Origin of the sequence: Candidatus Spongiihabitans sp. (assembly GCF_965247905.1) — a bacterium.
In the GTDB taxonomy this organism is placed as follows: Bacteria; Pseudomonadota; Gammaproteobacteria; order Arenicellales; family Poriferihabitantaceae; genus Spongiihabitans.
This window is the reverse complement of the sequence record NZ_OZ252047.1, coordinates 2,300,636-2,314,778: the sequence shown is the minus strand read 5'-3', so window position 1 is coordinate 2,314,778 and position 14,143 is coordinate 2,300,636. Positions and strand designations below refer to the sequence as shown.

15 protein-coding genes are annotated in these 14,143 nt (G+C 50.1%); 12 read left to right on the top strand and 3 right to left on the bottom strand.

Annotation, left to right across the window (positions count from 1 at the left end; genetic code table 11):
- The first annotated feature begins 8 nt into the window (after nucleotides 1-8).
- The 10 genes from ACP158_RS12045 (at nucleotide 9) to ACP158_RS12000 (ending at nucleotide 10,311) form a co-directional block, all read left to right on the top strand.
- Entirely contained in the window at nucleotides 9-2,021 is a 2,013-nt protein-coding gene (locus tag ACP158_RS12045; protein ID WP_424946364.1) for an acetyl-CoA carboxylase biotin carboxylase subunit, read from the top strand.
- Complete coding sequence (gene meaB / locus ACP158_RS12040) at nucleotides 2,021-3,001, top strand: methylmalonyl Co-A mutase-associated GTPase MeaB (protein ID WP_424946363.1); 981 nt, start codon at nucleotides 2,021-2,023, stop codon at nucleotides 2,999-3,001. Before ACP158_RS12045 ends, meaB begins: the two co-directional genes overlap by 1 nt.
- Nucleotides 2,998-3,402 carry a methylmalonyl-CoA epimerase gene (mce, locus tag ACP158_RS12035; protein WP_424946362.1) on the top strand — a complete coding sequence of 135 codons (405 nt, stop codon included), beginning with the start codon at nucleotides 2,998-3,000 and terminating at the stop codon, nucleotides 3,400-3,402. Before meaB ends, mce begins: the two co-directional genes overlap by 4 nt.
- Before the next feature lie 28 nt (nucleotides 3,403-3,430).
- On the top strand, nucleotides 3,431-4,174 hold the full coding sequence (gene cmoA / locus ACP158_RS12030) for a carboxy-S-adenosyl-L-methionine synthase CmoA (RefSeq protein ID WP_424946361.1): 744 nt from the start codon (nucleotides 3,431-3,433) through the stop codon (nucleotides 4,172-4,174).
- A gap of 11 nt (nucleotides 4,175-4,185) precedes the next feature.
- Entirely contained in the window at nucleotides 4,186-5,178 is a 993-nt protein-coding gene (gene cmoB / locus ACP158_RS12025) for a tRNA 5-methoxyuridine(34)/uridine 5-oxyacetic acid(34) synthase CmoB (protein WP_424946360.1), read from the top strand.
- 224 nt (nucleotides 5,179-5,402) lie between these two features.
- Nucleotides 5,403-6,329, top strand: coding sequence for a hypothetical protein (locus tag ACP158_RS12020; protein ID WP_424946359.1), 927 nt, complete (start codon nucleotides 5,403-5,405; stop codon nucleotides 6,327-6,329).
- Between the two features lie 10 nt (nucleotides 6,330-6,339).
- On the top strand, nucleotides 6,340-7,839 hold the full coding sequence (locus ACP158_RS12015; protein WP_424946358.1) for a DUF2779 domain-containing protein: 1,500 nt from the start codon (nucleotides 6,340-6,342) through the stop codon (nucleotides 7,837-7,839).
- Nucleotides 7,832-8,857, top strand: coding sequence for a helix-turn-helix transcriptional regulator (locus ACP158_RS12010; protein WP_424946357.1), 1,026 nt, complete (start codon nucleotides 7,832-7,834; stop codon nucleotides 8,855-8,857). The genes ACP158_RS12015 and ACP158_RS12010 overlap by 8 nt, the downstream gene beginning before the upstream one ends.
- Nucleotides 8,858-8,981: 124 nt before the next feature.
- Complete coding sequence (locus ACP158_RS12005) at nucleotides 8,982-9,158, top strand: hypothetical protein (protein WP_424946356.1); 177 nt, start codon at nucleotides 8,982-8,984, stop codon at nucleotides 9,156-9,158.
- A gap of 163 nt (nucleotides 9,159-9,321) precedes the next feature.
- Nucleotides 9,322-10,311 (top strand): hypothetical protein, encoded by a 990-nt coding sequence (locus ACP158_RS12000; RefSeq protein WP_424946355.1) that lies wholly within the window; start codon nucleotides 9,322-9,324, stop codon nucleotides 10,309-10,311.
- Between the two features lie 10 nt (nucleotides 10,312-10,321).
- Here ACP158_RS12000 and ACP158_RS11995 read toward each other — a convergent pair whose 3' ends face one another.
- Genes ACP158_RS11995 through ACP158_RS11985 form a run of 3 tightly spaced genes read right to left on the bottom strand, consistent with a single transcriptional unit; the run spans nucleotide 10,322 to nucleotide 13,001 of the window.
- Nucleotides 10,322-10,792 (bottom strand): dihydrofolate reductase, encoded by a 471-nt coding sequence (locus ACP158_RS11995; protein WP_424946354.1) that lies wholly within the window; start codon nucleotides 10,790-10,792, stop codon nucleotides 10,322-10,324.
- Between the two features lie 54 nt (nucleotides 10,793-10,846).
- Entirely contained in the window at nucleotides 10,847-11,716 is an 870-nt protein-coding gene (gene thyA, locus ACP158_RS11990; protein WP_424946353.1) for a thymidylate synthase, read from the bottom strand.
- A gap of 4 nt (nucleotides 11,717-11,720) precedes the next feature.
- Entirely contained in the window at nucleotides 11,721-13,001 is a 1,281-nt protein-coding gene (locus ACP158_RS11985) for a penicillin-binding transpeptidase domain-containing protein (protein WP_424946352.1), read from the bottom strand.
- Between the two features lie 449 nt (nucleotides 13,002-13,450).
- On the opposite strand from ACP158_RS11985, the gene ACP158_RS11980 reads away from it, so the two are divergent.
- Together ACP158_RS11980 and ACP158_RS11975 are read left to right on the top strand one after the other, a co-directional pair.
- Entirely contained in the window at nucleotides 13,451-13,693 is a 243-nt protein-coding gene (locus tag ACP158_RS11980; RefSeq protein WP_424946351.1) for a hypothetical protein, read from the top strand.
- Entirely contained in the window at nucleotides 13,690-13,890 is a 201-nt protein-coding gene (locus tag ACP158_RS11975) for a hypothetical protein (RefSeq protein WP_424946350.1), read from the top strand. The genes ACP158_RS11980 and ACP158_RS11975 overlap by 4 nt, the downstream gene beginning before the upstream one ends.
- Nucleotides 13,891-14,143 lie beyond the last annotated feature (253 nt).

The following is a 14,143-nucleotide window of genomic DNA, read 5'->3' as shown; positions in this document are numbered from 1 at the left end:
CTGCCCCAATGTTCACCAAAATCCTAATCGCCAACCGTGCTGAAATTGCTTGTCGCGTAATTAAAACTGCGCGACGCATGGGTATCGCCACGGTGGCGGTTTATTCTGATGTCGACCGTGATGCCAGACATGTCGCCGAAGCGGATGAAGCGGTGCACATCGGTGATGCGGTGGCGGCGCAAAGTTATTTGAGTGCCGACAAGATCATCGCCGCGTGCAAACAAACCGGTGCCGAAGCGGTGCATCCGGGCTACGGATTTTTGTCCGAGAATGCCAATTTCGCGCGCCGATTAAAAAAATCCGGCATCGTCTTTATCGGTCCCGGCGTGGATGCCATTGAAGCAATGGGCGACAAAATCACTTCCAAACGGTTGGCGAAAAAAGTCGGCGTGAACACCATCCCGGGGCATGATGAAGTAATCGATGATGCAGACATGGCGGTCAAGGTCGCCGAGAAAATCGGTTATCCGGTGATGCTAAAAGCGAGCGCCGGCGGTGGCGGCAAGGGGATGCGCATCGCGCACGACCGCGCAGAGACCAAACAAGGGTTTGCGCGCGCATCCGGCGAAGCGCTTTCAAGTTTTGGTGACGGACGCATTTTTATCGAAAAGTTTATCGAGCAACCGCGTCATATCGAAATCCAGGTGATCGCCGATGCGCACGGCAATGTGGTCACGCTCAACGAACGCGAATGTTCCATTCAACGTCGTCATCAAAAAGTCATCGAAGAAGCGCCATCGCCTTTTATAGACAAGCGCACTCGCGCCGACATGAGCAAACAAGCGATTGCGTTGGCAAAAGCGGTTGATTATCAATCCGCCGGAACGGTTGAGTTTATTGTCGATGCCGCGCATCATTTTTATTTTTTGGAAATGAACACGCGTTTGCAAGTGGAACATCCGGTTACCGAAATGATTACCGGTTTGGATTTGGTTGAGTTGATGATTCGGGTTGCGGCCGGGGAAAAATTACCCATCAAACAAACCGATGTGAAACGCAATGGTTGGGCGATGGAGTCGCGCATTTATGCCGAAAACCCGGCGCGCAATTTTTTGCCGTCCATCGGCAGATTATCCGGCTATCAACCGCCGCCGGAAAGCATCGCCGAACCGAATGGCGAATGCAACGCCGTGCGCGTCGATTCCGGAGTTGAGGAAGGTGCGGAAATTTCCCGTTTCTATGACCCGATGATCGCCAAACTGGTGACCTGGGGCGAGAACCGAGACGCCGCCATTCGACACATGCGCGTTGCGCTGGCGCAATATTACATCCGCGGCGTTGAAACAAACTTGCCATTCCTCGCCGCGATCGTGGCGCATCCGCGATTCCAATCCGGCAAACTCACTACCGACTTTATAGTTGAAGAATTTCCGCACGGTTTCACACCAGCCGAGCTCGATCAAACGGCGTTGGCACATTTGATATGCGTGATGACGGCGTTGCATTATCGCTTGCGTGCGCGCGTTGCAAGGCATGCGGTGGAAACCGATTGGGTGGTGGTCATCGGGCGCGATCAATATTCGGTTCGCGTTAAACTTTCCGATGCCACAAAAAAAACAAACAACATTATTTTCAATAAGAAAAAATATTGCGTGGAAGATGATTGGACGCCGATGCAAGCGGTTTATTCGGGGCGCGTCAATGGCGAGGCGGTTTATTTGCAAATTGAAAAAAATGGCTATGGTTATGATGTTACGCAATCGGGGAATTTGCAAACTATTCATGTCCTGAGCCGGCGATGCGCCGAGTTGAATGAAAGAATGCCGCTCAAACAACGCGCCGATCAATCTCGATTTGTGCGCTCGCCGATGCCGGGTTTGTTGGTTTCGTTGGCGGTCACAGCCGGGCAGGAAGTTAAATCCGGCGAAGAGATCGCAGTAATTGAAGCGATGAAGATGGAAAATTCGTTGCGCGCCGATGACGATGGCGTGGTGGAAAAAGTGTTGGTGGAAGTCGGCGCGACTCTGGAAGTGGATCAAGAAATTTTAGAATTCGCGTGCGCGCCGAGCGAGAAATCATAATGGGCGAAACAGTCGACATCAAAGCGTTGCGTTCGGGCGACCGCCGTGCGCTGGCGCAAGCAATCACCTTGCTCGAATCCACCCGCGCCGAAGACTGCACGGCGGCGGAAAAACTGTTGCGCAGCGTCATGCCGCATACCGGCAAATCCATTCGCATCGGCATCACCGGCGCGCCCGGTGTCGGCAAATCAACCTTCATCGAAACTTTCGGCAATCGCGCCACCGAGTGCGGCAATCGCGTGGCGGTGCTGACCATTGACCCGAGTTCATCGCTCAGCGGCGGCTCGATACTCGGCGACAAAACACGCATGGAAACACTCGCCGCCAATCCGCGCGCGTTCATTCGCCCGTCGCCGTCCGGCCAAACCCTCGGCGGTGTCGCTAGACGAACCCGCGAAGCGATGCTGGCTTGTGAAGCGGCCGGATTCGATTTGATTATCGTCGAGACCGTCGGCGTTGGACAATCGGAGACGTTGGTGGCGGCAATGACCGACATTTTTTTGCTGATGTTGTTGCCGTCTTCGGGCGATGAATTGCAAGGCATCAAGCGCGGCATTATGGAACTCGCCGACATGGTAATCGTCAACAAATCCGACAGCGGTTTGGAGCCTAGAGCAACCGCGACCGCCGCCGACATCACGCACGCGTTGCACCTGTTTCAGAGACGACTTGCGGCGTGGCAGGTGCCGGTGATGATTACTTCCGCCATTGAAAATACCGGCATTGATGAAGTGCGAAAAAAAATGGATGAATATCGCAACTTGCTGGAAACGAATGACGCGTTGCAAAATCGGCGGCGGCGGCAGGCGCGGGAATGGTTGTGGAATGAGACACGCGAACAGTTGCTGACGGAGTTGAAGAACGACACTGCCGTCGATGCGGCGCTTGAGGATGCGTTGCAGCAGGTGAGCGAGGGCGAGTTGCCGGCTTCCATCGCCGCGCGAAAATTGGTGTCCAAGTTCATGCGTTCGACCACATGATCGGAAAACTAAATCATGTCGCGATCGTCGTGCCGGACCTTGCCGCCGCCGGCGATCTATATCGAGACACTTTCGGCGCGCGCGTATCGGCGGCTGTGGATTTGCCGGAGCACGGCGTCACCACCGTTTTTGTCGAGTTGCCAAATACCAAAATTGAATTGTTGCATCCGCTCGGCGCGGATTCACCCATACAAAAGTTTTTGCAAAAGCATCCGACCGGCGGCATTCATCATTTATGTTATGAAGTCGATGACATCGAACAAGCGGCGCGGCGACTGACCGGCAAGGGAATGAGAATCCTCGGCGATGGCAAGCCAAAAATCGGCGCGCACGGCAAGCCGGTGATTTTTCTGCATCCGGCCGATGCCCTGGGAACTCTGATCGAACTGGAACAAGCCTGAGTTTTTTTTCAAGGCGCGACTTTCGGGCATGAGCAAGATCGACAAAAGCAACATTGATAAAGTCTACGCCGAAAAACTTCCGCGCATAGTGGATTTTGTTTTCGACGAGAGCGTGGCATCCGCGTTCCCCGACATGATTCGCCGCTCGGTGCCCGGCTACGAGACCATCATCACTATGCTCGGTGTCATCGCAGAGCGACACTTGCGCGCCGATTCCAATGTCTATGACCTGGGTTGCTCGCTGGGTGCGGCAATGCTGTCGATTCATTCGCGCATTGCCGACTCGTCGATTGGTTTTATCGGTGTTGATAACTCCGCGCCGATGCTGGAGCAATGCCGCAATAATCTGCAAGGTGTAATCGAGCCGGCGCGGTTCAATTTATTGCATTGCGATGTTCGGGATGTGGAAATCAAAGACGCCGGCATGGTGATCTTAAACTTCACCTTGCAGTTCATCGACCCGGCCGACCGACTCGCACTACTCACCCGAATTCATAGCGGTCTAAAACCCGGCGGGGTGCTGGTGCTTTCGGAAAAAGTTTCATTTGAAGATTCCGACGAGGAAATTTTGCAGCAATCCATGCACGATCAATTCAAGATCGCCAATGGTTATAGTGAATTGGAGATCGCGCAAAAAAGAGCGGCGTTGGAAAACATCATGACGCCGGACAGCGGGGAGACGCATCGGGCGCGGTTGCGGCGGGCGGGATTTCCACGAGTCAGTGAATGGTTTCGGGCGTTTAATTTCTGTTCTTTTATGGCGATTAAATGACCGCGCAGAACTTGGCTGGCCCAAACCAGGATTTGGATCAGGCGTTGGATTCTGCCGGGCTGGGTTCGCTGGCGAACCCGTTGACTGAATGCGCTCGGCACATCTATCAAACTAAACCCCACGGCGACCGAAAAAAATGGCAACGAATAATTGCGCAACTTGCCGAGACAGACGCGTCCTCCCACGACTTCAACCAACCGGCGATTCGTATCGGCGACCCGCAAGATTGCGATGATCAAACCAGAGCGCACATCAAACAACTGTTGCTGCAATTAAAACCATGGCGCAAAGGACCGTTCGATTTGTTCGGCCTATCTATTGACAGCGAATGGCGTTCCGACCGCAAGTGGGCGCGACTGGCGGACAAAATTAGTTGCCTGCGCGGTCGCCGCGTGTTGGATGTCGGTTGCGGAAACGGCTATTACTTGTGGCGCATGTTAGGGCAAGGTGCGCGCATCGCGCTCGGTATCGACCCGACACAATTATTCATCGCCCAGTTCGATGCATTGAAAACCTATTGCCGAGACGCTCCGGCATTTATTTTGCCGTTACGCAGCGAGCAATTCCCCCATAATAATCATGCGAGCGGAGTCGGCTTTGACACGGTATTTTCCATGGGCGTGTTGTCCCATCGCCGCGACCCCCACGCACATCTGCGGGAGTTGATGCAATTTGTCCGCGCCGGCGGCGAGTTGGTGGTCGAAACTTTGGTAGTGGACGGCGATGTGGATACCGTGCTGGTTCCTGTTGGTCGCTATGCCAAAATGCGTAATGTCCGGTCGATTCCGTCGACTCTGATGCTGGAGGCGTGGTTGCGACAATCCGGCGCCGCCGATATTCGACTGCTCAATGTCAGCACAACCAACACCGAAGAACAACGCGTAACCGAGTGGATGCAATTCGAATCCTTGTCGGATTTTCTCGACCCAAACGACCCAGGCAAAACCATCGAAGGTCACCCGGCGCCACGGCGCGCAATTTTTTATTGCAAACGTCCCGAATAGCGACGCACTTTGTCGCATAGCCGGTTTAGTGTGGCGCAATCAGTTATTTCAAGCGCCAACGAGGGGCGAGACCAATGCTAAAAGAATCAAGCCGATGCAAGACCATCAATCCCATTGTCCGGATGCCAACGACTTTGCAATCTGCATCAACACAACAGTTAATCTCGCGAAAAATAAACCCGATACCGATAGTGGAGAGATTATTTGGAAAGCGACACTGGGCGATGGAATGGGTGGTTGGTTTGTGCCAAAGCGATTTGCATTTTTTGCTTCATCTGATCGAACAAACTACCGACTATCCGCATTTTATGTGTCTGGCGCGGTTGGCGTGGTTGGAACAAGGCGATGATGACATTGCCAACCAAGCGCTTTTTATACGCACCAGCAACAAAAAGAAAATAGTGAAGTTGTTATATCCGGATCATGCGGATGGGTTGCCAGGGATTTTGTTAAAATTGACAGGCAACCCGATGACGAAATTAAACTATCAACGAATGTTGCATTTATGGAAGGATGAAAATTCGCGAAAATTTATGTGCAATATAAAAAATATTCGCGCGTGCGATTTTTATTTATTGAAACTATTTAAATTTGTCCCCAAACCATTTCAAAGTATCGGGGTAATCAGATGTGTTAAAAATGAGGAGGACATGCGAATCCTTTTAGCGGTGATTGCGATTTTGCGGCGTGCCAATATTGAAGTAACACAAAAAGAAATAGATTCCGCCACCAAAGGTATGACTAACATAAAGCAGTTGGCAAAGTGGTTGGTGGGGAAAATCAAAAAACGCCCTTTCCCGGCACCGCCGTGGGAAGGCAATGAAAACATCAAACCGATACGCTCAGCGGAAGAGTTGACAGAAGCGGCTTCAAAATTTCGCAACTGTGCAAAATCTTATCGTGCGGATATAGTAGTGGGTCTCAGTTATTTTTATGTTTGCACTCAGCCGTTGGCACTCATAGAAATAAAGAACGATATTCTTTATGGATGGGTGATCAAGGAAATACAAGGAGTTGGGAACGAAGAAATATCAACTACTGAACAACATAAAATAGCAAAAGAATTCTGGGGTAATGGTTTTTTCTTTTCGCTTATTAATGATATGAAGTTGTATCATCAAAGTGTTAATATCGACCTTATTCTACTTTAACAACATAACAATGAACAAACGACTTTCAAAATCAAAAATCATGTCAGGGCTGCAATGCGAGAAGCGGCTGTGGCTTGAAGTGCATCAGCCGGACGCGAAAATCGTATCGGACAATACGCAGTGGTTGTTTGACAGCGGCAATGCGGTCAATGATGTGGCGCGCGCTTTGCATCAAGGCGGTCACCTGATTGAATTGGTTGACTGGAATTTTGCCGACGCAATTGAAGAGACAAAACGGAGGTTGAATGATGCACCGCAAGCACCGCTGTTTGAGGGAACTTTCGTGCATGACGGCGTGCTGATCATGGCGGATATTTTGCAGCGGGATGAAGACGGTTATCGTTTGATCGAAGTCAAATCCAGCAGCTCGGTCAAGGATCCATATTATGCTGACTGTGCGGTGCAGGCCTGGGTGTTGGAAGGGGCTGGTTTGACGATTCATAAAGTGGAACTCGCGCACATAAATACATCGTTTATTTATCGTGGTGCCGGCGACTATCACGGATTGTTGCATTATGAAAACTTGACTGATGCCATCGCCGAACACAAACGCGAAGTTCCGAATCATGTCAGCCGATTCAAAAAAGTTTTGGCGGGCGAACAACCGAACATTGAAGTCGGCGACCATTGCCACACACCCTATACCTGTCCATTCATTGAACATTGTTCCGCACCGAACGCAGGCGAGAGCGTAAAATATCCGGTCACTTGTCTGCCACATGATCGTGGCATCAGCGCGCAACTTTTATCCGAAGGCATAGAGGACCTCCGCGACATCCCGCACGATCGTCTGCATAACGAACAACACAAAATGATGCGGCGAGTGTGCCTAACCGGCAAGGCGGAACTTAACCCGCGCGCAAAAAAATTCATCAACCGGCAACCCTACCCGCGTTATTATTTTGATTTTGAAACCATCGGTTTTGCGGTGCCGATTTGGAAAGGCACACGACCTTATCAACAGATTCCGTTTCAGTGGTCGTGTCACATGGAAGAGCAATCTGGCGAGTTGCGACACGCCGAATTTCTCGACACCACGGGCGATGCGCCGATGCGGGCGGTGACCGAGTCCTTGTTGCAAGCGGTCGGTGATAGCGGTCCGATATTCGTCTACGGTGCCTTTGAAAAAGGTCGTTTGAATGATCTTGCCGGATGCTTTGTGGATCTCGCCGACGACATTGAAAAAGTAATCGAACGTCTGGTGAATTTATTGCCACTTGCCAGATTTAACTATTATCATCCCGACATGATGGGTTCGTGGTCGCTGAAAAATGTGTTGCCGACCGTCGCCCCGCATCTGGATTACAGTGATCTCGGTGAAGTTCGTGATGGCGCCGCCGCCGGTGCTGCCTTTCGGCAAATTACTCATCCCGAAACTGACGCGCAACACGCCAAGTCATTGACTCATGATTTGCTTGAGTATTGCAAGCGCGATACCGAGGGGTTGGTTGCATTGGTCCGATTTTTGGCGAGCGGAAAAATACAAACTCAATCGAAGTCCGATGCGTAAAGCCACCGATACCATGTTGCGTTATCTTGAGTTGTTGCAACTCATACCGAGTTCGCCGAAAGCGATGAGCGTCACGCAACTTCAAAAAAAATTGCGCAACATTAACCTTGATTTCGCGGTTGATGTTCGCACCATCCAACGCGATCTGGAAAAACTGTCTGCGTCATTTCCATTGAGTTGCGAGAGCAAAGGGCGCGCCAACTATTGGTTTTGGGCGGATAAAAGTGCGATGGCGCAAATCCCGGCGATGAGCGGCAACACCGCGCTCGCATTCAAACTCGCGGCCGACCATCTGAGCAAATTGATGCCGCCGGCAACGTTGCGTTTGTTGGTTCCGTATTTCAAGCACGCCGGCGGAATTTTGCAACAAACCAAACTCGGAAAATGGTCGAATAAAACTCGCATCATATATCGTGGCCCACAACTGATTGCGCCGGCGGTAAAACCAAAAACACAAAAGGTTGTGTATGAGGCGTTGCTGGACGACAAGCAATTCGCGGTGGATTATCAAAGCAAGGAGCGAGGTGTCTCGGTCCGCCAAGTGCTAAACCCGCTCGGTATCGTGTTAAAAAATGGAATTATTTATTTGGTCGCAACCGCCGGTGAGCATGAACACCCACGGCATTATGTGTTACATCGTATGAGTCGTGCGGTTTTGCTGCAACAAAAAACAAAACTAAACACAAACTTTGATTTCGCGCGTTATGTGGAAGAGGAAAAAACTTTTTCCTATCCGGTGTCCGGTGAAAAAATTAAACTCCACGCGTTGTTTTCCGAAGACGCGGCATTTCATTTGAGCGAATCCAAACTGTCCGAAGATCAAAAAATTATCAACAAAAAAGATGGAAAAATGTTGGTGAAAGCAACCATCAATGACACTATGGAACTGCGTTGGTGGCTACTCGGTTTTGGTTGTGAGGTGGAGGTTATCGGACCGAATAGTTTGCGTCAGGAGTTTGTGGAACTGACTGCGGCGATGAATAATGCTTACAATCCAGAAAAACCAAACCAACCCTAACGGAGGGCAATGTTATGAAAGCACCAAATATTTTCGGAATTGACCGAAGAAATGAGCAATCTTTACACACAATAATTGCGATAGCAATACATTTTGATTTTCAACAAATAGTGAGGACTACATAATGGCAACATATTACGCAAGATTCAGAATTCCCGGGGTATCCACTCCACTATGCGCGCAGGTAGAGGCTAACAACGCATCTGATGCTAAAAAAATAATCGAAGCGAGAAACGGCAAGGTTAAAAATTGGTCGCCTAGCCCAACTAGAGCAAGTAAGCCACCGAGCTGGTTCAAGTAGATTTATGAGTGGCATGCCAAGGCAATGAGCCTTGGCATGCTTGCTAGGTGCTAAATTTTGGCTTTGGCATAGAGGTTTCTATATATATTTATGGGGCATCAGGCTAAACTACCCACTCGATTTGGGGAAGACCCACATTTATATCAATTACAGAGGTATTACCATGACTGACTTAGACGATAGATTCAGAATTGTTCGCATTCGCGGGAAAGATGCAAGCAATTGCGATCACGCAAAACGTGCCTGGGAAATGGGGCAAGTTGGCGTTTGGTACGGTGCTTGGTCGCCGGAAGAATTGGATAACGCAATCGAGAAGCGCAGCGAGGAAGGCAAAGTTACGGCTTTGGAATATTTAGCGAACACGAAAAGACAAAAAAAACTTGATTGGGGAGAATCATACCCTGAGAAGATGTTCGATACTTGCTGGCGTTTTCAGGACATCACGGAGAATAGGGATTGGGTTGTGGTTTATTTCGACGATGCGCTTCACCTTGGGCAGTTGCAGGGTGGCATTGAAACCAACGAAGACCATGACTTGAACAATGACAACGGAGAGTTGTTTCATTTTCGACGCCTAATTAATAAAAAATGTTTTCCGTTCACTGATTTGCCTGATTCGTTCAGACTGCTTACATCAGCCGGGCGTGGCAATGTGCATCAACACAACGATATCTACACCCGGCTCTTGAAACTTTTGGCAAAAAATCCCAATTCAGAAGCAGTAAAAGACTACTTCGCTACTCTGAAGACCGCTGAGTGGCTTGAGTTCCTCGGTCCTACGGATTGGGAATCGCTGTGTCTCGGCTATCTTATTATTGAGTACGACTATGTCCCGACCGGTCTGTTGGCCGGACGCACGCTCAGCGTTTATGACTTGGTCGGTAAAACCTTGGGTGGCAAACGAATTCTGGGGCAATGCAAGAAAACCCCTGATCCATATGATGTTGAGGAAGATTTCCTGAGCACTCGTGAAAACTACCGAGATCGTGACGAGATACTATGGTTCTGGTTTTCGTATGGTGGGTGGACAAAAGATCCGGGTTTTGACATTCAACTCGTCGACAAGAAATGTATTAAAAAGTGGTTGGAGGGCAAGAGGGGGAAAGAATATCTCAAGGTGTTCAAGGGCAGCAAACGCCCGCAAGTAAAATAACACTTGGCGATTAGTCACTATCAATGCGGTGATAAATGGTAATAGCTAAACCTTTCTTCCCCACCGGATGCCTTTTCCATACCGCGGTCCAACAAGACAGATCAATGTACGGAGGCTTGACGACATCATCGCGATCGATGATATCTGGCACCAAAGTGATGTCTAAAACGTTCAAATACGCCATCGCCGCTTCGTAGATTTGCGCCCCGCCGATGACCCATAAGTCTTCATTTCCACATGCAGAGATCGCTTTCTCAATGCTGTCGTAATGCTCCACGCCGGACACATCCGAACGACTGATTACGATGTTACGGCGACCGGGCAACGCCTTGCGGCCGATGGAATCCCAGGTCACCCGTCCCATGATGACGGCGCACCCCATGGTGCGCCGTTTGAAGCGTTTCAGGTCTTCACTGTAATGCCACGGCAAACCGCCGTCGATGCCGATGGCACTACCCTTGAGCAGGAAACCCTGTGCCATCGAAGCAATCGCACCCCGTAGCGGAGTAATAGGTTTGGTTCGCCGCCGTGCCACCTACACCGCCACCTTAAAATTAATTGCCGGATGCGGGTTGTAGTTATGCAGAATAAACTTTGACATGATTTCATCGGTGTCCAAAGACAACAACTGTTCGATGTCCTCCAGGGATTTTATTTCCGAACTGATTTCCAGCGTCGGCAACGGACGTGGTTCGCGCTTCAGTTGTTGTTTGAGCCCGGGAATATGATCGTATTCCGCCATCGTGCCGTCGGCTTTTGATGTGTAGATGTGCGCGTCTATCAATGTATGACCAAACACCCCGGCGGGTATGCCGCTGAATCGCGACAGCAATTCCAGCAGGAAAGAATAACCCGCGATGTTATACGGAACGCCGAGCGCGACATCGCAACTTCGTTGGGTCAAGTGCAAGCAAACCAGTGGCTCGCCCGATTCATCGAGTTGCACATTGACCACCCACAACGCATGACACGGCGGCAATGCGCTGCTCTGCGCGTTGCCCGGCGCCCAGGCCGACACCAGCATGCGCCGACTCATCGGATTGTCGCGCAACTGCCCGATTATGTATGCGATCTGGTCGTTGGTTTGATTGTTTGGCAAAGGAAAATGTCGCCAGAAATTTCCGTAGGCACTCGGCACCTTGCCCTTTTCATCGGCCCACGGATCCCAAAATCGGCAGTCGTGTTTTTTAAGCAAGCCAATATCGGTTTTACCGGACAAAAACCACAAGTTTTCAATGACAATATTTTTCCATGAGATTTGTTTGGTGGTCAGCAACGGAAAACCTTTTCGCAAATCAATTTCATAATTGATATTAAAAGTTGAGATCGTATCCACGCCGGTGCGATTGGGTTTGCGCGTGCCGGTCTCCAGCGTTTCCCGAACCGCGTCCAAATATGGTTTCAAAGTACTAGGCGGATTTCTCGGAATCGCTTTTGTTTTGGGGGGCGAAATAAAATTCAAGTATTTCTCGAGCGAATCGGGTGGACTTGACGTACCATTTTTCCTTGTTGATACATAACGTTGCGAAAGCAATTTTCTGATTACCATTTTCGCCAAAACCGACAAACCAGTCGTACTTGCCGCGCGGTTTGAAACCCGTAAGAGATCCGGTTTTTCCGCCGACATTGACATTCGCCATCGCGCCTTTGTGAAACCCTCGAAAAGAAGTACGGGCAGATCCTTGTGTAATGGTGGTTTGCATCATTTTTTTCAATTGCTTGGACGAAGAATCGGACATGACCACAGAGAGGGCAGGTTGTTCGTGTACGTAAAGCGGAATACCGTATGGCCCGATAAGAGACGCCACGATAACAGGTGCAACCACTTTGCCGCCATTCAATGCGGTGGTTGCCAATATCGCGGCATGCAGTGGTGACAGCGTGTTGTTAGTGGTGTAGCCGGACGCCATCTCCGCCACCTGCCACGGGTCGTTCTGGTCAATTTCAATCCGTCCGTTTTCAAATAAAATATCCGAAGCAAATCGACCATTGAAACCCAATCGGTAGGCATATTCGAGCATGGTTTCCCCGCCCAATTCGATTGCCCCGAGCCGCCCAAAAATAGTATTCACTGAGTTGGCAAAGGCTTGATCAAGGGTGAAATTTCGAGTCCATTTGGTTTTCTTGTGGTTAAACACATTCTTCTTGTATAGTGAAGTAGATTTTCCATTGAATGGGATCACCGTAGATCCATTTGCCTTATGTTCATTGAGTGCTGCAACTGCAGTGATAATCTTGGAAATAGAGGCTGCCGGGAAAGTATTGACCAGTGATAAATTCCCGTGATTGGCGCCATCATGGCTATTACGGGTTGAATCCGCCATCGCCAGAATGTGGCCGGTGTCCGGTGATATTGCAACGAACACCCCGTAATCAGGATTGTACTTTTTTAAAAGTCGAATAGCCTCAAGCTGTAGATCAGGGTCAAGGGTGTATTTGACTTTTAACGGAGCGGGCAGGCCTGACGGGCCGAACAGGCCGGGAATCGAAATACTATCCGGGAGCACTTTCTGGTGGACCGATGACGATATTACCTGTGCGATGTGTTGTTCCGTTATTCCCCAGTTACGTCCTTTTTCAGTGTCAACCAGACTCATGGCTGCGGGCCATGCAGACGCCAGCAGAATAATAATCAGGGAACTGATTTTAAACCAGAAGCATTTAACTAAATGTATCAGGATATCACCCAAATTAGGCCACAATTATAGACCGCCCGGATTCTATCTCAATGAGCGGATGAATTTAAGCTTTTTGTGCGCTTCGTTTGTTCATAAAATATCCGGGTAGCCCCACTCCAATCATAAATCAAGGTTCAAGATACTTTAAGGGTCGATTTCGGATAGATTTCAGCAGATATTGACACCTATTTTCGTGGCGCATATTGAAGCGGAACTCACACTCTTTCAAAGGAGTCCGGCTACGCCGGAGACATATTTTAACTGGATTCCCGCCTGCGGCGAGAATGACAAATAAGGGTCGTCATTGCCCGGCCCATATTATTATTATTGGCCGGGCAATCCAGTTATTAAACCGTTCGGCGTAGCCGAACTCCTTATTATCGCGGCTTCGCCGCGTCTGGATTCCCGCCTACGGCGAGAATGACGGCAGAAAGGATGCGTAGCCGGACTTCTTATTCTCAATGTGCTTTGGCGTCTCAACTCGCCTTTGTCCTCTCTGTTCACCATTACCTATCATTTGTCATTGCCCGGCCCATATTATTATTGGCCGGGCAATCCAGAGCGGCGAAGCCGTCGGTTTGTGTCTGGCAAAGCCGGATGCCAAAAAGAGTCACGCTACGCGTGACAGATATTTAACTGGATTCCCGCCTTCGGCGAGAATGACGGCCGGGAGGGCGGTTTTTTCCGCCTGCCGGCGAGGATGACAAATAAGGGTCGTCATTGCCCGGCCCATATTATTATTGGCCGGGCAATCCAGAGCGGCGTAGCCGCCGGTTTGTGTCTGGCAAAGCCGGATGCCAAAAAGAGTCACGCTACGCGTGACAGATATTTAACTGGATTCCCGCCTTCGGCGAAAATGACGGCAGGGGGGGCGGTTTTTTCCGCCTGCCGGCGAGAATGACGGCCGAGAGGGCGGTGCTAAAACACCGCTGGAAAGGAGCAAAACGGGCAATGAATTAGTGGACACATACGCTCGCATTGCCCGGCGATGTGTTGTCTGATTTGAGTATACAATCGGCTGGTCGCCGGGCCAGAGATGCCGGTGATTTGAGCGACTTCGCAAGCCTAGATATCAAGGCAAAACAGCCGTGGAATGGCCCTGAATTTATTCTCCGAAATTCGGCAACGAATGACATGCTTGTTTTTCATTTATT